Raw genomic sequence first — 19,683 nt, forward strand, 5'->3', positions numbered from 1 at the left:
TTAAGTTAAAATTAGCTAAACCTGTAAACGCATAATTTCTTCATAAGCAGAAAGAACTTTAGATTGAACTGCAGTACTTAGATTAACTGCTAAATTTGCTTTTTCTCCAGCAATTGTCACATCATGGATATTATCAACTTTACCAGCAGCAAAATCGGCTGTGATTGTCTGCGCCTCTTGTTCCAGCTGATTAACCTGCATCAGTTGATCCCTAAACATTTCTCTAAAAGAACTTTCCGGTGCTTCACTTTGACTCTGCTTTAAGTTAAAAAAATTATTTTGAAATTGAACAGGATTGATATTATTCAAGTTCTCACCTCATTTAAGTACTTATATTTAAGGCGCTATTTGCCATCGCCTTATAATTAGAAATTGACTGGATGCTTGCTTCATAAGCTCTACTGGCATCTATCATATTTACCATCTCTTTCATAACACTGATATTTGGCAGTTCTAAATAACCTTCTTCATTTGAATCTGGATGTTCTGGTCTGTATTCAATTCTAAATGGGCTCTCATCTTCTATTACAGCATCTACCACCACACCATTATTAAAGTTGGAATTATTATTACTGCTGTTGTTCAATGCTGCTGCCTCTAATTTTTCTCTGAAAACCGGGATTTGACGCCTGTAGGGCTCTCCGTTTTCACCTCGGGTTGTCTCTACATTAGCAATATTAGAAGAAATAGTATCCATCCGCAGTCTTTGAGCAGTTAATGATGAAGCACTGATATCTATACCTTTAAACAATTTTAATTACCCCCCTTGCTGAACAACCTGATTGACAGTTCTAAAATGAGCTGCTGCCCTTGTGCTGATAACATTATAATAAATTGTGTTTTTTGCCATTTCAGCCATTTCGACCTCAATATCCACATTATTTTGATCATTTCTATAACTAGTATTAGCAGCTCTATTTTGATTATTAAGCTTTTCCCCTCCAGCTAAGTGTTTATTAGTGCTGCGGCTTAATTGAAGCTTTGAGCTGCCATTTAGCTCAGTAGCTAAATATGACTTAAAATTATTATCCTGTCTTTTATAGCCCGGGGTACTTACATTGGCTATATTATTTGCTATTAATTCACCTCTTTTGGCTGAACCATCAAGTGCAGAAGAAAGTAAATTTAGATAAGTACTCAAATAATCACCCCATTAAAGTAATTTTTTTAATGACTCTACTACACGATCTTTTTTAAAGGGCTTGACTATAAAGTCTTTTGCCCCTAATTCTATGGCCTGAATTACTATTTTCTGCTGTCCCATAGCACTACAAACTACTATCTGTGCATCTGGATCTATATCTTTAATTGCTTTAATTGCTTCTAAACCATCCATCACAGGCATTGTAATATCCATTGTTACAATATCTGGATTTAATTCTTGATATAGTTCTACAGCCTCCTGACCATTTTCGGCTTCACCTGTGATTTCAAAATCATCTTTTAAAATATTTTTTAGATTTAATCTCATAAATGCTGCATCATCGGCTATTAAAATCTCTGCCATTTGTCTGTACCTCCTTAATCACTTAGCTAATAATTTTATATTTATATTACTATCAATTCTTTTTTAAAAGATTTAATTTCTACCCTGCCATCTTCTGTATAAAAATACATTGAACGGCCATAATCCCTGCCAACATCATCGGCTTTTAAATAAATGTTTTCTTTTTTTAAATATCTTTTGACTGCTTCGATGTTTCTCTGCCCAATTTTCATTACAGATTCTCCATTTTCGCTTTTAAACATATTTGAACCACCAACGATCTTAGCAGTTAAACGTCTTTTTTTTGCCCCAAGCTCTTCCATCTTTTTTACCAGAAAAGGAATGGCTGTATCTGCATATTTTGTTATTATCTTACCCCCTGGATTCTCAGGCAGCATAATGTGACCTAATGCCCCTATTTTTTGATATCTATCATATAAGGCAATTCCTATACAAGAACCAAGTCCAAGGGTGGCCAAGAGCATTTTATCTTCAGCTACTGCATAACCGGCCATTTTAACAACTTTTTTTTCCACTGCCTGTTCTAGATCAACTAGATTAGACAAAGCTACCACCCTCCAATTTATCAAATAAGATTTCTAAAGACTCCTGTTCTGGGACAAACAAATAAAATAATTCAACTTTATCATTTGCCAGGCTGAATTCTGTCTCCAAGAGCAAAATTTCATCTTCATTCTCTGAAAGATCGATTAGAGAAGAGCTCAAAATTGCACCAGCCATATCAAAAGCACTAAGAGGAATTTCCTGGTTCAACTCTAAACCACTAAAATCATTAATAGCTTTGAGGTAGGAACCACTTAAAATATTGCTCAATTCATTTAAAGCCGAGTGCTGCATATCTTCAGATGGAAGTTCATCTTCTGAATCGAGAAAAAACATATACCTTAAAATTTTTTCTACAGCTTCTATTTCTAAAACAATCAATATTTTGCCCTGAATCTCTCCCTTAAAGTTTATCATCACACAGGCTATATAATCTTCTTCATCACCGGTTATTAGGGGTAGATCCTGCATTTCAATTAATTCAATTTCTGGTACAGACATGGCAATCTCTTTATCGATCATTTTCGAGAAAGAAGTAGCAGCATTACCTGCTCCAATATTAGCAACTTCTTTAAGCATATCTTTTCTAATCGGATTAAGTTTCATCAATTCTGCACCTCTTGGGCAGTACTTTCTTCTTCAACTGATCTGAGGGTTTCTTTTTGCTGTTTTGTTAAAACATTGTTTAAATCAAGCAGCAGTAACAGTTCTTCCTCAGCTTCAGTTCTGGCTACACCTTCTATATAATTACTATCTATTTTTTTAGCAATTTTAGGTAAGATTGAAATTTCTTCTTTCATTAACCCCTTGATTTCCTCAACATCATCTACCAGCATCCCAGCAGTTAAAGAATCAAGTTCGATAATAATTATTTTTTTGCTTTGCTGACCTTTATCTGCTTCTATATCCAGACGCAGATGAAGATCAATAACCGGTACCACTGCTCCCCTAAGGTTTATAATTCCTTTCACAAAGTCTGGACTATCAGGAACATAGGTAAGCTCTTTAGCAGAAATGATTTCTCTGGTTTGAGTGATACTAACTCCAAATTTCTTTTTTGCTAATTGAAATACTATGTACTGTTCTCTTTGACTGCCAAAATTTTCAATCTGCAAAGTTCACACCCCCATACATAAGTGTTTTTTCTAGATCGAGTAAGATTAAGAGATGATTTTCATTGCGGGGACATACACCTTTGAGAAAATCCCGGCGAGGACCATCACTTGATTCAGGTGGATCAGTAATTTTGTTTTCATCCAGCCAGACTATACCCTCAATGTAGTCCACTCTTAAGCCTAAGGTTAAATCATTTATTTCTATAGTTATAATTCTTTCTTCATCTTCAGCAAAGTTCAAATTGTCTTCTGAAATATCTAAACGATCATGTAAATTAACCACAGGTACTATAATTCCCCTTAAATTTATAACTCCAATTATATGTTGAGCTGAGTTGGGAACTCTTGTGATTTGTGGAGATTTAATAATTTCTCTTGTATAAGAAATCTCTACACCATATTCTTCTTGAGCAATATTAAAAACCACATATTGATTTTTGCCGGCCTTTTTATCTTCTTTTGCTTTTTTTAAAGCAATATTTTGAGCTTCTAACTGCATCTGCAACCCCACTTTCTTATCTTTTTTTCAAATATTATGCTATGATATCCCTTACATCTAAGATCAATGCTACATCACCATCACCGATAATAGTAGCACCACTTATGCAGTCAATATCTTGAAGGTAATTACCAAGAGATTTAATCACTATTTCCTGCTGATTTAAAAGCTGATCCACTATCAAACCTATCTGACGGTCAGCATTTTTTATTATCACTACTGATAACTTATCTGTCTCCTCTTTTGGAGCTTCAAAGTCTTCTTCAGCAAAGATTTCTGCCGCCGAAACAAGGGGAATAGTCTGTTCCCGCAAAACAATACAATCTTTACCCCGCAGCTGTTTAATATTTTTAGTCTCCATGGTTAGGGTCTCACTTACAGCATTAATGGGGATGGCAAAAACATCACCTGCAATTTTGATCATCAAAGCTTGAGTAATGGCCAATGTAAGTGGTAATGAGATAGTAAAGCGGCTGCCTTTACCAAGCTCAGATTCTATACTTATCTGACCATCTAATTTTTTAACAGTATTTCTAACTATATCCATTCCCACTCCCCGACCTGAAACATTTGTAACTTTTGAAGCAGTACTCAAACCAGGATGGAAAACAAAATCAAGTATTTCTCTTTTATCAAGCTGTTCAACTTCTTCTTGGCTTATAATGCCTTTTTCTACAGCTTTAGCAGCAATATTATCAGCATCTATACCTGCTCCATCATCGACCACCTCGATGATAATTTCACTTCCCTTTTGATAGGCTTTTAATTCTATTTTCCCCTGCTCAGTTTTACCTTTTTCTTTTCTAATCTCAGCTGCTTCAATCCCATGGTCAACAGCATTTCTAAGCAGATGGGTTAAGGGATCTGCTAATTCATCAATAATCGACCTATCTAATTCTGTTTCCTGCCCACTCATTATAAAATCTATATCTTTTCCCATATCATTAGAAAGATCTCTTAACATCCTGGGAAAACGGCTGAACATAACTCCAACCGGTACCATTCTAATCTGCATTACAATATGATGTAATTCCATTGTCAATCTATCCAGCTGAGGAATTATCTCATTGAATTTTGATTTCCCTATATTTAATGACTGCAGCCTGGTTTTGTTGATCAAAAGTTCACCAACCATATTAATTAATTTATCCAGTTTTGCTATATCAATTCTAACTGTAGAATTACTCTGAAAAGAATTCAAAGCATTTGTTTTTTTAAGCTCTCCACTTTCTCTTTCTGAACTGCTTTGAAAATCTTGAAGTTTAACTTCCTGCAGATAATTAAGGCTGGCATTACTGAGGGCCTCTAACTCTGCTTCAAATTCTGCTTTTTCCAGCCAGGAAAGAAAATAAAATTCTAGCTCATCTATATCTTCTTCATAGTCTTCTACTTCTGCCTTAGCAATATTTGATTTAAATACTCTTCCCAGTTCTTCTAATTTTTTAAAAACCATAAAGGCTCTAACATTTGCAAAATCTGCTTCAGCTATTGAAACACCCAACTGATAAATTTTTTCTTTAGCTTTCTTTTCAACTGCAAGCTCTTTTTCCTCTTCAGAACTTAAAGTTAGACTTTTTTCAGTACTTGAATCTTGCTTTTGACTGCTGCCTTCTTTTTCGTGGTTTTCAGAATAGGCGGACAACTTAACAATCAAATCACCAAAATTAAACTCTGCTGGCTCTTCTCCTTCATTTTCTTTTATCTGCTTAACTAAAAGCTGAACATTATCTAGAGCAGCAAATAAGAGGTCGATCAATTCGGTTGTTACAACAAGTTTTCCTGCCCTCAATTCTTCCAATTTGTTTTCCATTTGATGAGTTAATTCTGTTAAATTAGCAAAACCCATTGCAGCCGCCATACCTTTTAAAGAATGAGCCGCTCTAAAGACTGCAGCTATTGCATCTTCATCATCCGGTTGATTTTCAAGTGTTAATATGCCATTATTTAAAACTTCTATGTATTCGTTGGCTTCAGCAAAAAATAGATCTAAATATCCATTGTCCTGCAATTCAATCCCTCCCTTTTATTTATATAAGATTATCGATATAGTTTACAATGAACCACCATAAAAATCTTCCAGCTTTTTTAAATATCTTTTGTTTTGAACTGCGGCTTTATTTTCAGCTTTAACCTCTTCTAAAAGCTCTTTGCGGAGAATTTCTATTTCTTTAGGAGCCTTGATACCAAGCTTTACACTACCATTTTCTACAGCTAAAACAGTAATTTCTATATTTCCATCAATTATTATTTTTTCATTTAGTTTTCTTGATAAAACAAGCATTATTCAGCCACCTCATTCTGCATTTGCTCTCTATTAAAAAGCTTGCAGCGCAGCTGATAAGTGTTATCATCTAAAATAACCTGTTTGGCTAACTTTTCTCTCAGATTAATTACCAGAGGTGCAGCTAAGTTTACTGTGCTTTCTTTGACCTCATCTTTTATGTTAATAATATTTAAAATCATTAAATCTTTTCTAGAATTAATTTTTAATTCTTTTTCTGTTTGCTCATTTATTTCGAATTGATAATTAGCAAAAAAATCTGCTGGATCAACTGCTGTAAAGGCAACTTCTCTCTTTTTTATTGCCTGAAAAATAACAAAAGGAGCATCTCCAGGAAAAGGCAGCAATACGAACTTTTTGATAGTTTCAAAACCAGGCAGCCCTTTTTGAAAGACTATTATTTTTTCTGCATTGATTTCTATTTTACCGAAATCTCTTGTCATGATTTCCAAAAAATCACTCCTCACCATTTTGTAAGCAAAAACTGCTTTAAAACAAAAGTTAATTTTCTGCTAATATCTCATATACCTTAGAGTTATTGTAAATACTATCAGGTTTTTCATTTCTTAATCTGAGTAATATATTTCTGCTTTTTGATATTTGCTGCTCATTATAAAACATCAAACCCAGATTGTATAAAACTATTTCATAATAATTACTTTCCGGATACTGCTCTAAAAATAATCTATAGCTTTTTTCTGCAGCTTGATAATTTTCTAAATGTTCTTGAGATCTCGCCAGCAAAAATAGGCTTTCTCTCTGCAAATAATTTACACTGCTGACATCATGGATAAAACTGTAAATTTCAGCTGCTTGTTGATAATTCTCAAGGCTAAATTCTTCCATTGCCATTTCGAAAAGCTCTTGTTCTCTGCCCTCTTCAAGATAGCTTATATATTTTGAATTTTCCTCATTTATGTTCTCTGGCTCAGCTCTGCTTAGTTGAGCTTGTTTAAGCTCTAATTCATTTATTCTTTGCTGCAGCAAAGTATTTTCTAACTCTAAATCATCATTATCTAAAATCGGGTTATAATTGTCCCGCTCAAAACTCACAGAATCCCAATCAACTTTAGCTTCTAAATTTTCTTCCTGGACTACAGTATTATTGTTATCTCCTGCTGCAGAATTGTTTTCTGAAGAATCAACACTACTGATTTGATAAAAAATTGAAAAAATAAAAAATATAACTATAAAAGCCGAAATAGCTGTTAAATAAAGGCTTTTTTTAAGAAAAGAAAAATCTATATTTTTTATTTTGGTCAAAAAAGATTTAAAATTACCTTCTTTATGCTTTTCAGAAGCAAAAATATAATCTTTTATATTCTGATTACCACTATCTAGTTCATAAGCCTGATAAAGGTATTCTAGAGCTTTAGAAAAATTTCTTTGCTTTTTATAAAAGACACCCAAGATTATATAAGGTTCTATAAGTTCTGGGTATTGAGAAATAACTTCTTTTAAAAAGTCAATTTTTTTCTGGCCTGAGTATTTATCATTAAATAGTATCTCTTTATACTGCTTTCTAAGTTCATAAAAATCTTTTTTTGTAATTAGTTCTATGTAATCCCTTGCTTTATTGTTTTCAGGCCTTATCTCTAAACTTTTTCGCCAATGTTTTTCAGCCTTATCAAATCTGCATTTTAAATAATATGTTAAGGCAATCAGATTTAATGCAGCAGTGCTGTTAGGATTGAACTTTAAAGATAGTTTCAATTCCTTAAGTGCTTCTGAAATATTATTTTTTTTGATTAAATAAAGAGCATTTTGATAATGAAGATTTTTCTCCATAATTAACCATCCTCAGCTGCTTAATGTTTAATAATCACAATTAGTATTTCTTTTAGGCATTTTTTTGTAAATATTAAAATAAATTAATTTATTGTTAGTTTGTGATAATTATTACAACAACTTATATTGTTTTAAAATAAAGCAAATTAAGATATTAAAGTTAAATCAACCCAAATAATATAAAATAATTTATTTTCTGGATTTTTTACATTTTAACACATTTATTTAGAAAAATACAGAAATTTCGACAAATAATTTTACTTTTTTAGAATTAGCTTTATTTTTGATGTTTTTTCTAACAATTTATTTATTTATTGTAATTTTTTATTTTTAAAGGTTAATTATGGAGGTATAATTAAGGTTTTATTAAGAGCTAAAGTTGATATTTTCTGATCACATCAAAGTTCTGATCTTCAGTTTTAATAAAATCTGTTATATTAGTCTGATTTAAGGCCTCCTCTATGTCTTTTTTTGTCGAAACTTTCAAGAATGCATTTTGAATCGTTTTTCTTAATTCACTTTCAATACTGGAATTAGCTGCAATAACATCTTTGGGAATTGCTTCGGTTTTTTTAATTATCTTTAAGCTGTCCAGATTTAAACCTGCTTTTGCTGCCCTTTCCCAAGCTTCATTATAGCTTGCTCCAGCATCAAAATTAGAATTTATTACCGATTGGATAACTTTATCATGGTTACCTAAAAAGGCAATTTCTTTTAAATCTCTTTCAACTTCTATACCAGCTTCTTTTAATAAGTATTTAGGATAAATATAACCTGAAGCTGAAAGCTTATCGACAAAAGCAAAGCTGCTGTTGTGTAGTTCACTTAATTGCTGGAATTGAGAATCTTTACGGCTAAATATATAACCGTTATAACTTGCTTTGCCATTTATTTTTGGGGTAACTAAAGGAATAATCTCCAATTTAGCTTTGGCCTGTACATAAGCCATTGGTGAAAACCAGGCAAAATCAATTAAGCCTTCTCCCATATAATCTAGCAAAGATTCATAATCAGGAACTATAATTGTTTTTGCTTTTCGAGCAGCCAATTCACTTACCTTATTTATGATCGGCAGATATAATTTTTTAACCTGCTCTGGTTTTGTAAAGGGATTAACTCCAAAGATAAGCATATTTTCTTCTTTCTTTTTTACCGCAATATTATGCAGTTTATATGATATATCAGTTAAACTTTCTGAAAGATCATAAATCTGGCTGCTGTTTTCACTTTGTTTTCTAACCCCATTATTGATATCTGTTATATTTTCTGAAATCAATTGTGACTCTTCTGCAATTGATTCTACAGCTTTAGTAGATTGCCTGGCTGCCTCTGCCTGATTTTCGGTATTATTAGAAAGTTTTGCAGTAGAGTTAACAACCTTTTTTAAATTCTCGCTCATTTCAGAAAATGACTTAACTGATTTAGCTGCAAGTTCTTCAACCCCTGCTATATTTTCTATTCCCTCACTAATTATTTCCTCAGTATTATTAAGCTTAAGCTTCATCTGAGAGATAGCTTCTGAAATTTCCTCTGTTAATTTTTCTGTTTCACCTGAAAGTTTTTTTATCTCACCTGCCACAACTTTAAATCCTCTGCCAGCTTGGCCAGCTCTAGCTGCTTCTATTGAAGCATTTAAAGCAAGTAGGTTGATCTGATCTGTTATATCTTTAATTCCCTTTAACAATTGGGTGGTATTCTGTAGTGCTTTATCTACTGTTTTGATAGACTGGGCTGAACCATTTACATTTTCAGAAAGTTCGATTAAGGTTGAAGCTGATTCTTCAATCCACTTTTTATTTTCCTTAGAAATCTCTAATGCATTTTCTGTAAACTGACTCACCTTATCTGTTTCTTTATTGATAAGTTCAGATGAAGCGGAAAGTTCTTCTATGGTAGCAGAAATTTCTTCAATACTTGCAGCATTATTTTCTACTGCCCTGGCTATATCTTCAAATAAATATGCCAGCTTTTCAGCTTCAGCACTATTATCTTTAATAACCCAGATTAAATTCTGAGATTTAAATGATACCGCTTCAGATAGTTCGAGTAGATCTGACCCAATATTATCTGATTTCTTTGCTTTAGTGATATTTGCTTTTTTTGGCTTAGTTTTTGATTCTTTATTATTTAAATAATTTAAAGCAAAATATGTAATGATTACTGTAGTTAAAATTATTATTAGATTGGAAAATCTAAATATATTTACTAAATTCACTTTTTTAACCTCCTAAAAAATTTAATTAATTTATTAAAGTTTTAATTTTCTTTTTGCTTTTAATTATAATTTTATTGAAAAGACTAAGTAAATAATATCTTTCTAGCATAACACTGAATTCTTATGTTATACTAATTCTAAGAAAGTTAAATCACTAATTAGGATGATCTAAATGCATACACCAGCTCTGCCTCCAATTAGAAAAATAGATATCGGTCTTTTAAAAGAACTGCTGAATAATGAGAATTTGTCTTCAGAGGAAAAAAGTTCTGTTCAAAAGCAGCATCAAGACCTGCCTGAAATATTTAGGCTGCTGGCCTCCTTAGAAGACAATACCCAAAAAATGCTCTTGGATAACTGGGCTAAAATGGAGCTAGTCTTGAATGAAAAAACAATTGATAATCTTTTGCAATATTTAACTGACAATCCTGCTGATACAAAGAATGATAAACTATCAGTTATTAAAGCCTTTGCTTTTTTAGAAATGAATAACCTTCCTTATTCAGAGGTTTTTTTAAATGCTCTCCGTTCTATATTTGCAGAAAAAAGCTCTTTAAGTGATTCTTTAAATAATTTGCTGCAGGCAAATGCTGCTCAAAAAGACCCCCTTTTAATTGATGACCTGCTTTTAAAAGAAATAATAATCTCTAATGATAACAGTAAAGAGGCACTTAAAAATTTCACTGATAAAATAAGTGATTTTATCAACAGCTATCTTAGAGAAGATGGGGATAAAAATGAAATATACAATAATTTGCTTGGTCAAAAATTAATAAATTTAGACCTTCAGGAGAACAGCTCCCCCATATTACTTGCTTTAGAAATACCGCTGCTTATAAATAGAGAAAAAACTGTACCTGTCTTTTTGAAAATCAAAGCAGAAAGTGAAGCTAAAGCTGAACAATATCAAGCTGAAAGAATTTATGAAGCTGCTCTAATTATACAAACTGCAAATTTAGGAACCATCAAAAGCATTGTTAAAATCAAAGCCAAAAATATTTCAACAACATTTTACAGCAGCTCTGATTTGACAGCTCAACTTATAAGAAATAATTTTGCTCTACTTAAAGATAAACTAGAAGCCCAGGGCTTAACAATTAATAAGCCTAAAATAGAAAAATTTGCTGAGAAAGAGCAAAATGAAAGGAATTTTTTTAATCAGCTTGTTTTATCAGAATTTAAAGAAAGTAAAACTGAAATTAGATACACCCCCTTAGATATCAAAGCTTAAATAATTTTAGATTGGAGGACTTAACATGTCAGAGAAAGACAAGTATAATATAAATTTAAAGAATAAAGAAGCTGTTGCTTTAAAATATAATCACAAAAAAGACAACGCTCCTAAAATAACTGCCAAAGGTAGGGGCCTGATTGCCCAAAAAATACTTGAAAAAGCCAGAGAGGCGGAGATACCGATCGAAAACAATCAGGATCTAGTCAAAGTTTTAGCCAAATTAGAAATAGGTGATGAAATCCCTGAAGAATTATATCTTGTTATTGCTGAAATGCTAAGTTTTTTCTATGATTTAAATTCTCTAAGCTAAAGAGGTCAATACATTTTAAAATGTATTGACCTTTTTTATTTAAATTTCTCTGGTTTTTATAAATTGAATTTATTAACTGATTCAGTTAGATCATTTGCCATATTTGCTAATTCTTCAGCTGCATTTACTATTTCTTCAGTTGATGCACTTTGTTCTTCACTTGCTGCAGCTACCTCTTCTGAATTGCTGGCTGCTTCTTCACTTACAGAAGCAATCTCTCTAATCGTTGCTTCGACCTCAGTTCCATTCTGGTTAACTTTTTCTGACTGCTGATTGATATTTTCTATTAAATCTCTTAATCTCAGAGCAGCATTATTTATCTCTGCAAAAGATTCTCCAGTATTTTGAATGGCATTAACACTATCATTTACGACATTTTCGGTATTATCCATTTTATCTACTGCTTTATTAACCCCACCCTGAATCTCTTTGACCAGACTACCAATTTGTTTGGTGGCATCTTCGGATTCTTCAGCCAGCTGCCTTATCTCATCTGCAACAACTGAAAAACCTCGGCCTGCTTCGCCAGCTCTAGCAGCTTCTATAGCTGCATTTAAAGCTAAAAGATTAGTTTGAGCAGCAATATCATTGATCATCTGTACGATTTCACCTATTTTATTGGAGAGCTCTCCTAGATTATTGATTGTAAAAGCTACCTCTTTTGAATTACTTTTAACATCTTCAATCTGGTTAACAGAATTCTCTATTGAATCATTACCTGCTTCAATATTATCCATAACATTATCTGCCTGTTGATCCATTTCTTCAGACATAAGAGTTACTGCTTCTATTTCATTTATCAGTTCATTGATCTTAGAATTAGTTTCTTCAACTTGAGCAGATTGTTCTTCTGCTCCAGAAGCTACCTGCTGGATGGAATCCCCTACCTGCTGAGCTGCTGTAGCTACTTCTTCTCCAGAGGCTGTTAGTTCTTCACTTGAAGCAGAAAGATTACTTGCAATATCGGCAACCTTAGTTATAATCTTATTCAAATCTGCCTTCATTGCATTTAAGGAATTGGCTAAAACTCCAATTTCATCTTTACGTTTAATATTTAAATCAGCAGCTCTTAAGTTACCATCTGCAATATTATTGGCCAAATTAACAGCCTTAATAATCGGGTTGGTAACACTTTTAGAGAAGAAATAAGCAGTAAGAGCTGAGACAATTACAACTATCAACATTATCCACATAAAAAATGTTCTTAAATTATTTACGGCTGCAAAGGCCTCATCTTCATCAATTTCTGCTATTAAAGCCCAGTTAAAACCACTTGTTTCTATAGGTGTATAAGAGCTTAAAACATTTACCCCTCTATAGTCTTCAATTACTCTGCTGTCTTCCCTGCCTGCTAAAGCTTCATCAACTGCATCTGTGTCAATTCTTTGATCTAAAATCGTGGCTTGCTGAGAAAATCTTGAATTAGAACGCATTAATTGGTCTGAACCAACCAGATAGGTTTCTCCACTTTCTCCCAGACCTGTTCTTTCGTTCATAATTGCATTGATATCTGCATCTGCAATTTGTAATGCTAAAACACCAATTAAATCACCATTTTCCATCACAGGACTTGAAACAAAAATAGCCGGTTCATCTGAAGGTTCATAATACTGATAATCTACCAGAGTAGTATTACTTCTACCATCTCTAAAAGCCTGGGCCAGATTACTGTCACTATAAGGGCCTTCAAGAAGATTTGTGCCAAGGTCATCTTCGCGGGCAACAGTGTAAACTACATCTCCTTCAGTATTGATTAAGAACAAGTCATAGTAGCCATATTCTTCTATGTAAGTATTAAAAAATCCATCAAAGCGACTTACCACAGTCTCATATAGACTTCCTTCAATACCTCCTGAAGCAAAAAGACTTGGAATAGTATTCATAGCTGACTCGACATCACCTGAAGCACTTAATATTTCTACATCCCCCAATCTTTCATTGAAAAAAGAATCTATTTGATTTGCTTTTATTCCCCTTACAGCTCTTAGGTTATTAAATGCTTGTTCTTCTAGAGCATCAGAAGCATTATTTAAACTTAGAAGTCCTATTACTAAGGCAGGTACAATGCTGAGCAAAAGACAAACAGCTGTTAATTTAAAAGCAAAACTTAAACCGTCAGTTTTAATTTTTTCCTTTTTATTCTTATTCCCTTTTTTTGAAAACATTAACTTTCCTCCTTTTTTCGATTGATACCTCGCAATTTTTATAGAATTTTACCTCCTATCATGAGCTATATTAATTATCGGAATTTTTTGCTATAATTTAAAAAATTTAAAGCTTCTGACAAGTGATTAAATTCTTTTAGCATTGTTATCTGCTTTAAAACTACATTTTTCAACAATATGCTCTATTTTTGAAATTAGCTTAAAATAAAAAAAACAGCCTTCCAAAAAACAGAAAGCTGTTGCAAAAATTCATTATTTGATTGTTTTAAATGGAATTAATTAATTCTCTTCCATCATTAGCAAAAAATCTCGAGCAAGTTGAGGGTCAAATTGAGAACCTGCACACCTTTTTATTTCTGCCAGAGCTTTTTCTGGAGGCTGTGCTTTTGTATATGGTCTATCATTTGTGATCACATCATAAGCATCGATAATAGAGATTATCCTTGCTAAAAATGGAATTTCTTCTCCTTTTAAAGCACGGGGATAACCATTACCATCCCAGTGTTCATGGTGAGACAAAATCTCTTCTGCGATTACAGAAAACTCTTCTATAGCTGAGGCTATTTCAAATCCTTTGCGTGGATGTTCCTGCATAATCTTCCATTCTGACTCAGTTAATCGTCCTGGTTTAGTTAATATGGCCTCAGAAATTGTTGTTTTACCAATATCATGCAGTCTGGCCAGCAGTGACAGCCTATTTAAATCATAGTTAGAAAGCCCCACTCTTTTACCTAATTTATGAGCAAGACTACTCATTCTAAGAGCATGCTCTTTGCTTTCATAACTTTTGGCTCCTAAAGTACTTAAAATATTTTCTACAATTTTGCTTTTAGCGCTGCTGTTTTCTAATAATTTATTCTGGTCCATCATCTTTTCCGCAGCCTGTAATAAATCGGAAAAATCAGCAGATTCTTTTTCCGCTGTTGCCACACCAAAAGAAATAGAAATAGGGATATTGACTTTTTTACTTGCTGCAAAACGTGCTTTTAAGCTTTTAATTATATTTAATGCCTGTTCTTTAGTGCTGCCCGGCACTAAGATAATAAACTCATCACCACCCCAGCGGGCTAAAACATCTTTGTCTCTAATAAAATTAGCTAAAATAGCAGCTGTTTCTTTCAAAAGTTGATCTCCTTTTTCAAAACCATAGCTGTCATTTACGATCTTTAAACCATTTATATCAGCAATAATTATACTGGAAGGCAGATTATCTTTTAGATCAAAGTCTGCCATTGTCTTTTTGAAAAATTTTCTGTTATGTAATCCACTTAAATTATCTTTAAATAGCAAAGCATTAATTTCTTTATTTTGTTCCTGACGCTCTTCTGTAATATCCCACCATGAGCCTACAACGGTGATAACTCCATTTTCTCTACGGCTAACCTTTTGCTGATCATAAAGTCTGCGATAATTGCCATTTTTATCTCTAAAACGATATTCATCTATTGAATAATCAATTTCTCTCATTTTCTTGATTTTTGCTTTTAGAATCTCTCTATCTTCAGGATGAATACAGCTTAAATGAAAGTCTTGATTACCTATAAACCTTTCTGCTTTAAAACCAATTACATTTTTAACATTTTCATTTAAGTAAAGTATTTTATAATTATCACCAATAATTTGATAAGAATAAATCACAGCAGTTGTTTCAGATATTAGATGTTCCAGTTTTTCCCTACTTATTTTGAGCTCTTTTTCAATAGTTTTTTGTTCAGTTATATCTATAACCAAACCTAATATTTTATTTTCATCATTCAAATTAGCCGATTCTCTAACCCAGCGTTTTTCCCCATTCTTTTTTATTATCCGATGTTCATATTCTAAAGGAATACCCTGCTTCATTTCTGTAATAGGGCTGTTTATTTTCTGGACATAAGCTCTATCTTCTGGAGCCACTCTTTTTAAAAAGTCTCCAAATTCACCCTCGAATTCACCAGCTTCAAGACCAAAAATATTTTCACATTCCTCAGACCAGCTAAGGCTTTTACTTATAATATCATATTCCCAAAAACCTATTTTTGAAAATCTAAGTACATAATTTAATTTTTCTTTCTGCTGCTTTTTTTCTGTTATATCATAAAATATTGTTGTAAAGTAGCCTTTTTTGTGACTGTAAACAGTTACCTCATACCATCTCTTTAATGGTTCAGAATACTTTTCAAAAATTTTTTCTTTACCAGTCATTGCTATATCTCCGTAAAATTCTATCCACTTAAATTTAGAATTTTTAATACCTTTTAACACCTTAGTAACTTTTTTGTTTAGAATATCTTCTTTTTTCAAACCTGTCATTTCTTCAAATTTTTTATTTACTTTTACAAAGATATAATCAAAAGCCTTCCCTGCTGAATCATAAATAACTTTGTGCTGGGCAAAAGCAGCAGGAAGCTTTTCTATAATATTCTCATATTCTTCAATAGTATTTTCACCGTTATTTTTTCGCATAATTTTTCCTTTCTTCTCCAAGCAGTTAATAATTATTATTATTTAGATAATTCAGCATTGATACTATTTCTCCTTTTTATTTAGCAATATTTTTATTAATATAACAAAATATGACAAAATATTATATATTTTTCGCTTTTTAAACCCCTATTTAATCTTATAATCCAAAATATTAAATGCTTAATTATTTTCAAAAAGCAGGTTTTTAAAGGCTAATAAAGAAATATAAATTAAATAGAATCAATATTTTTTAGGAGGGGGAATAGTTGTGTTAGATGAAAAAAAGATTAGACAACTAAAATCTAGATTAAATAACCACACAGAAGAAATAGTTTTACAGACTTTAAAAGAACTATTAAAAAGAGAAGAGTTCAGTCATATCTCCGATTCAGAAGCAGCTCTACTTGATGTAGCAACTTATGCTTTAAATAGACTACCACCAAAATATATTGCTACAGAAAAAGGAGAAGTCTATACTAAAACTGAAGAATTAGAACAGCAGCATTCTGTAGATATCCTATCTGTAGTCACAAAAGCAATTAAAGTAGTCAGTGAAGATGAAAGCAAAAAATAAGCTGCAAAAATCCCCTATTGATAGAACAGACTTTAGTTCTTTGATCTGTCCTACCATAAGGGGATTGATTAGTCTAATCAACAGCTCTTAAGCTTTTAAATTAATTTAAAAGAGGTTTTTCTTTCATCATAGCTACAAATTTTAAGGCCAATTCCGGATCAAACTGAGTTCCGGCATTTTTTTGGATTTCCTCTAATGCTTCTTCTTTACTCAAAGCCCTTTTATATGGCCTACCATTTCTCATAACATCATAACTGTCTACAATTGCAATTACCCTGGCTAAAAGCGGAATTTCTTTGCCTTTAATAGCTCTAGGGTATCCACTACCATCCCAATGTTCATGATGAGAAAACACTTCATAAACGATATGAGAAAAATCATCTATAGCAGAACAGAGTCTGAAACCTGTTCCAGGATGTTTTTTCATTACTTCCCATTCTTCAGGACTTAATTCACCTGGTTTGCGGAGTATCTTTTCGGGAACAGTAATCTTACCAATATCATGTAGTGTAGCCAGCAGAGAAAGCCTATTCTGTTCATCTACTGATAAATCTAAGTCTTGACCTAATAATAGTGCTAATTCTTCCAATCTTTTTGCATGACAATCGTTCTCCTGACTTTTTTCCTCAAGAGTAGCAAGCATGGTTTTAAGCATTTTGTTTTGACCACTCTGCTTTTTGAGCAGCTTATTTTTATACATCTTATCTTCTGCTCTCTGCAGCACATTATAAATATTATTATCAACTTTATACTTTGTACTTATACCACCAGCAATTGAAACAGGAATATATTCCTGTTCAGCTACCTGAACCTCTATCTCTACCTCTTTAAATCTCTGATAGATTTGTTCTGCTTCTTCCTGAGAGGTTTGAGGTAGTAAAATTACAAATTCATCTCCACCCCAGCGCGAGATTATATCCTCCTGGCGAAAAGATTCTTTGAAAACCTCGGCTGCTTTAATCAACATCTGATCTCCTATTTTATGCCCATAACTATCATTGATTATTTTTAAACCATTTAAATCAAACATGATTAAACTTATTGGAAGCTGTCTACCTGTATTATATCTTTCAAAAGCTTCTTCTAAATAAAGGCGGTTATATAATCCGGTTAATCCATCATGAAAACTCATATGAGTAATTTTTCTTTCTTTTTCCTTTCTTTCTGTTATATCTATATAAATTGCAAATCCACCTAAAAATTTACCTTCAGCAATAACAGGTATACCCCTAACAAGACATTCTCTAGGGTTACAATATTTATCATAACGGGTTGATTCAGACTGTACCTCTTTACCCTCTAAAAAATTGCAGGTAAGTTCTCTATCAGCTGTATTGGCTTTCCCCTGATCCATAACTTGATCAAGGTTTAAACCTTTAATTTCTTCTAATTCATATTTAAAAACTTCTCTGAACCTATCATTAATATCAATAATTCGATGTTTATTATCTACTTTGACCATTGAATCAACACCTGATTCAAAAATAGAGTTCAGCCATTCTTTTTCTCTGATCACTTTAATTTCTGCTAATTTACGTTCTGTTATGTTTTCAATTGAGATTACTGCCCCACAACTTTTAAAATCACTATTAAAATCACAGAGAGAAGTTATACGGCAAAAATAATAGTTTTTCTTTTCTGACAAACCAAGGGAAAATTCCAGACTGAACTTTTTCCTCTCTCCACTAATTACAGCTTTAAGAGCTTTGGTTAATTTTTGGTATTTCTCAGCTTTTTCTGCTATTATAAGTGAAAAATTATCAATAAGGTTTGCACCTTCTGTCAATTTCTCCAATTCTATATTATTTTCTTGAAGAAATTCATACCAGGCTTGATTAACATGGGTTATTTGAGCATTGAGATCCAAAACACAAATATGGTCTGATAGAGAGTCCAAGGTTGAATTTATTAAATTACGGGAGTTCAAAAGCTCTTCTTTATATTTATATTCTTTAGTTACATCAGAAAATACTAGAATAACTCCCCTCATTTCCCCATCATCAGCTTTGATAGGAGCTGCAGTGTCTGCTATCTGCAGGCTGCTGCCATCTTTAGCAATAAGAGTTGTGTCATTTGCTAGACCTACAACCTTACCTGCTTGCAGAACTTTATGAACAGGGTTTTCTAAAACACTACCATCTTCAGAACTTTCAATTTGAAAAACATTAGTTAATTTTTTTCCTGCTGCTTGCTCAAACTCCCAACCGGTCATATCTTCTGCTGCAGCATTCATCATAGTAACTTTACCTTGAAGATCTGTGGTAATTACACCATCTCCAATTGAATAGAGAGTGGTTGAATATTTATTTTTTAACTTCTTCATTTTCTGATCAGTATAAATAATTTCCAGATTAGCTTCAATTAGTTCTTTAAAAGTTAAAACTAAGCGCTCTACTTTTTCTGAAAATTCATTTTCTTTTTTATCTAAAATACAAATAGTGCCAAATATTTGTCCATCTGGCCAATATAATGGTCTGCCGTGATAGGCAATCATTGCTAAATCAAGGTCAGGATTATTCTGCCATTGGGGATCTTTCAGTGCATTTATCACTTCCAACTTTTCACCTGTTTTTATCACGTACTCACAGTACAAACCATCCATTTTTTCTTTATCACCAGCAAGATAGGGGTTATCCTGATTCTCGCTTGCCAGTAAAACTTTAATATAGGGAGCTTCGAGCTTCATTATCAGTGCTGCCGGCACATCTAATAGAGAAGCCATGATATTTACTACCTTCTGCCATTTTTTTATTATCATTTTTGGAACTTCAATCTCTTTGGCCTCTATTTGCATGCTAACCGCCCCCTTTTTTAGCTGCTAAGTATAATAAATAAAGTTTAAATATTCTAGTTTAATTATATTATACCAGCAATATTATTACAAATAATTCTCAATAAAAAAAGCCCACCAAAGGCAGGCTTAATCAAAAAACTATTTTTGAATACTCTTTAAATAATCTTTAACCTCAGCAACAGATTTAAGTTCTAATACTTTTTCAGCCTTTTG

The 19,683-nt window shown here is 32.5% G+C and carries 19 protein-coding genes; 3 read left to right on the forward strand and 16 right to left on the reverse strand.

The features are described from left to right. Positions 1-15: 15 nt before the first annotated feature. From fliE to phnD, 13 genes are all read right to left on the reverse strand, one after another. Positions 16-309 carry a flagellar hook-basal body complex protein FliE gene (gene fliE, locus LJ207_RS07720; protein WP_229345800.1) on the reverse strand — a complete coding sequence of 98 codons (294 nt, stop codon included), beginning with the start codon at positions 307-309 and terminating at the stop codon, positions 16-18. Between the two features lie 13 nt (positions 310-322). Continuing rightward, positions 323-751 (reverse strand): flagellar basal body rod protein FlgC, encoded by a 429-nt coding sequence (flgC, locus tag LJ207_RS07725; RefSeq protein ID WP_229345801.1) that lies wholly within the window; start codon positions 749-751, stop codon positions 323-325. Positions 752-757: 6 nt separating this feature from the next. Beyond that, positions 758-1,141: a flagellar basal body rod protein FlgB gene (flgB, locus tag LJ207_RS07730; protein ID WP_229345802.1), complete on the reverse strand. Its 384-nt coding sequence runs from the start codon at positions 1,139-1,141 to the stop codon at positions 758-760. Positions 1,142-1,153: 12 nt separating this feature from the next. Next, positions 1,154-1,507: a response regulator gene (locus LJ207_RS07735; RefSeq protein WP_229345803.1), complete on the reverse strand. Its 354-nt coding sequence runs from the start codon at positions 1,505-1,507 to the stop codon at positions 1,154-1,156. Between the two features lie 41 nt (positions 1,508-1,548). Further along, positions 1,549-2,052, reverse strand: a complete 504-nt coding sequence (locus LJ207_RS07740) for a chemotaxis protein CheD (protein WP_229345804.1) — start codon at positions 2,050-2,052, stop codon at positions 1,549-1,551. Next, positions 2,045-2,656 (reverse strand): chemotaxis protein CheC, encoded by a 612-nt coding sequence (locus tag LJ207_RS07745; protein WP_229345819.1) that lies wholly within the window; start codon positions 2,654-2,656, stop codon positions 2,045-2,047. The genes LJ207_RS07740 and LJ207_RS07745 overlap by 8 nt, the downstream gene beginning before the upstream one ends. Then, a complete protein-coding gene (locus LJ207_RS07750) occupies positions 2,656-3,165 on the reverse strand; it encodes a chemotaxis protein CheW (RefSeq protein WP_229345805.1) in 510 nt (169 codons plus the stop codon). The genes LJ207_RS07745 and LJ207_RS07750 overlap by 1 nt, the downstream gene beginning before the upstream one ends. Next, the gene (locus tag LJ207_RS07755) at positions 3,155-3,664 is read right to left on the reverse strand and encodes a chemotaxis protein CheW (protein WP_229345806.1); all 510 of its coding nucleotides are present in this window, start codon (positions 3,662-3,664) and stop codon (positions 3,155-3,157) included. Before LJ207_RS07755 ends, LJ207_RS07750 begins: the two co-directional genes overlap by 11 nt. 34 nt (positions 3,665-3,698) lie before the next feature. Next, complete coding sequence (locus LJ207_RS07760; protein WP_229345807.1) at positions 3,699-5,672, reverse strand: chemotaxis protein CheA; 1,974 nt, start codon at positions 5,670-5,672, stop codon at positions 3,699-3,701. 42 nt (positions 5,673-5,714) lie between these two features. Beyond that, positions 5,715-5,945: a carbon storage regulator CsrA gene (gene csrA, locus LJ207_RS07765; RefSeq protein ID WP_229345808.1), complete on the reverse strand. Its 231-nt coding sequence runs from the start codon at positions 5,943-5,945 to the stop codon at positions 5,715-5,717. Continuing rightward, positions 5,945-6,388, reverse strand: coding sequence for a flagellar assembly protein FliW (fliW, locus tag LJ207_RS07770; protein ID WP_229345820.1), 444 nt, complete (start codon positions 6,386-6,388; stop codon positions 5,945-5,947). Before fliW ends, csrA begins: the two co-directional genes overlap by 1 nt. Before the next feature lie 58 nt (positions 6,389-6,446). After that, on the reverse strand, positions 6,447-7,733 hold the full coding sequence (locus LJ207_RS07775; RefSeq protein WP_229345809.1) for a tetratricopeptide repeat protein: 1,287 nt from the start codon (positions 7,731-7,733) through the stop codon (positions 6,447-6,449). A 373-nt stretch (positions 7,734-8,106) separates the two neighbouring features. After that, the gene (gene phnD / locus LJ207_RS07780) at positions 8,107-9,948 is read right to left on the reverse strand and encodes a phosphate/phosphite/phosphonate ABC transporter substrate-binding protein (protein ID WP_229345810.1); all 1,842 of its coding nucleotides are present in this window, start codon (positions 9,946-9,948) and stop codon (positions 8,107-8,109) included. Between the two features lie 172 nt (positions 9,949-10,120). Between phnD and fliK the strand changes: the two genes are divergently transcribed. Both fliK and LJ207_RS07790 read left to right on the forward strand, forming a co-directional pair. After that, positions 10,121-11,179, forward strand: a complete 1,059-nt coding sequence (fliK, locus tag LJ207_RS07785) for a flagellar hook-length control protein FliK (protein WP_229345811.1) — start codon at positions 10,121-10,123, stop codon at positions 11,177-11,179. Positions 11,180-11,204: 25 nt separating this feature from the next. After that, complete coding sequence (locus LJ207_RS07790) at positions 11,205-11,492, forward strand: EscU/YscU/HrcU family type III secretion system export apparatus switch protein (RefSeq protein ID WP_229345812.1); 288 nt, start codon at positions 11,205-11,207, stop codon at positions 11,490-11,492. Between the two features lie 56 nt (positions 11,493-11,548). Here the strand turns inward: LJ207_RS07790 and LJ207_RS07795 are convergent, their stop codons facing one another. Together LJ207_RS07795 and LJ207_RS07800 are read right to left on the reverse strand one after the other, a co-directional pair. After that, on the reverse strand, positions 11,549-13,657 hold the full coding sequence (locus tag LJ207_RS07795; RefSeq protein ID WP_229345813.1) for a methyl-accepting chemotaxis protein: 2,109 nt from the start codon (positions 13,655-13,657) through the stop codon (positions 11,549-11,551). A gap of 279 nt (positions 13,658-13,936) precedes the next feature. Then, a complete protein-coding gene (locus LJ207_RS07800; RefSeq protein WP_229345814.1) occupies positions 13,937-16,102 on the reverse strand; it encodes an HD domain-containing phosphohydrolase in 2,166 nt (721 codons plus the stop codon). A 268-nt stretch (positions 16,103-16,370) separates the two neighbouring features. Between LJ207_RS07800 and LJ207_RS07805 the strand changes: the two genes are divergently transcribed. After that, on the forward strand, positions 16,371-16,676 hold the full coding sequence (locus LJ207_RS07805) for a late competence development ComFB family protein (RefSeq protein ID WP_229345815.1): 306 nt from the start codon (positions 16,371-16,373) through the stop codon (positions 16,674-16,676). 100 nt (positions 16,677-16,776) lie between these two features. Here LJ207_RS07805 and LJ207_RS07810 read toward each other — a convergent pair whose 3' ends face one another. After that, the gene (locus LJ207_RS07810) at positions 16,777-19,470 is read right to left on the reverse strand and encodes a diguanylate cyclase (protein ID WP_229345816.1); all 2,694 of its coding nucleotides are present in this window, start codon (positions 19,468-19,470) and stop codon (positions 16,777-16,779) included. Between the last annotated feature and the right edge of the window lie 213 nt (positions 19,471-19,683).

It is taken from the genome of Halanaerobium polyolivorans (genome assembly GCF_020711195.1).
GTDB classification, from domain to species: Bacteria; Bacillota; Halanaerobiia; order Halanaerobiales; family Halanaerobiaceae; genus Halanaerobium; species Halanaerobium polyolivorans.

What these genes read in the sequence shown, in the direction of transcription:
- LJ207_RS07810 (WP_229345816.1), bottom strand. Translation starts at nt 19,470, where the DNA reads ATGCAAATAGAGGCCAAAGAGATTGAAGTTCCAAAAATGATAATAAAA.
- LJ207_RS07775 (WP_229345809.1), bottom strand. Translation starts at nt 7,733, where the DNA reads ATGGAGAAAAATCTTCATTATCAAAATGCTCTTTATTTAATCAAAAAA.
- LJ207_RS07800 (WP_229345814.1), bottom strand. Translation starts at nt 16,102, where the DNA reads ATGCGAAAAAATAACGGTGAAAATACTATTGAAGAATATGAGAATATT.
- LJ207_RS07790 (WP_229345812.1), top strand. Translation starts at nt 11,205, where the DNA reads ATGTCAGAGAAAGACAAGTATAATATAAATTTAAAGAATAAAGAAGCT.
- csrA (WP_229345808.1), bottom strand. Translation starts at nt 5,945, where the DNA reads ATGCTTGTTTTATCAAGAAAACTAAATGAAAAAATAATAATTGATGGA.
- fliK (WP_229345811.1), top strand. Translation starts at nt 10,121, where the DNA reads ATGCATACACCAGCTCTGCCTCCAATTAGAAAAATAGATATCGGTCTT.
- LJ207_RS07755 (WP_229345806.1), bottom strand. Translation starts at nt 3,664, where the DNA reads ATGCAGTTAGAAGCTCAAAATATTGCTTTAAAAAAAGCAAAAGAAGAT.
- LJ207_RS07745 (WP_229345819.1), bottom strand. Translation starts at nt 2,656, where the DNA reads ATGAAACTTAATCCGATTAGAAAAGATATGCTTAAAGAAGTTGCTAAT.
- LJ207_RS07735 (WP_229345803.1), bottom strand. Translation starts at nt 1,507, where the DNA reads ATGGCAGAGATTTTAATAGCCGATGATGCAGCATTTATGAGATTAAAT.
- fliW (WP_229345820.1), bottom strand. Translation starts at nt 6,388, where the DNA reads ATGACAAGAGATTTCGGTAAAATAGAAATCAATGCAGAAAAAATAATA.
- LJ207_RS07795 (WP_229345813.1), bottom strand. Translation starts at nt 13,657, where the DNA reads ATGTTTTCAAAAAAAGGGAATAAGAATAAAAAGGAAAAAATTAAAACT.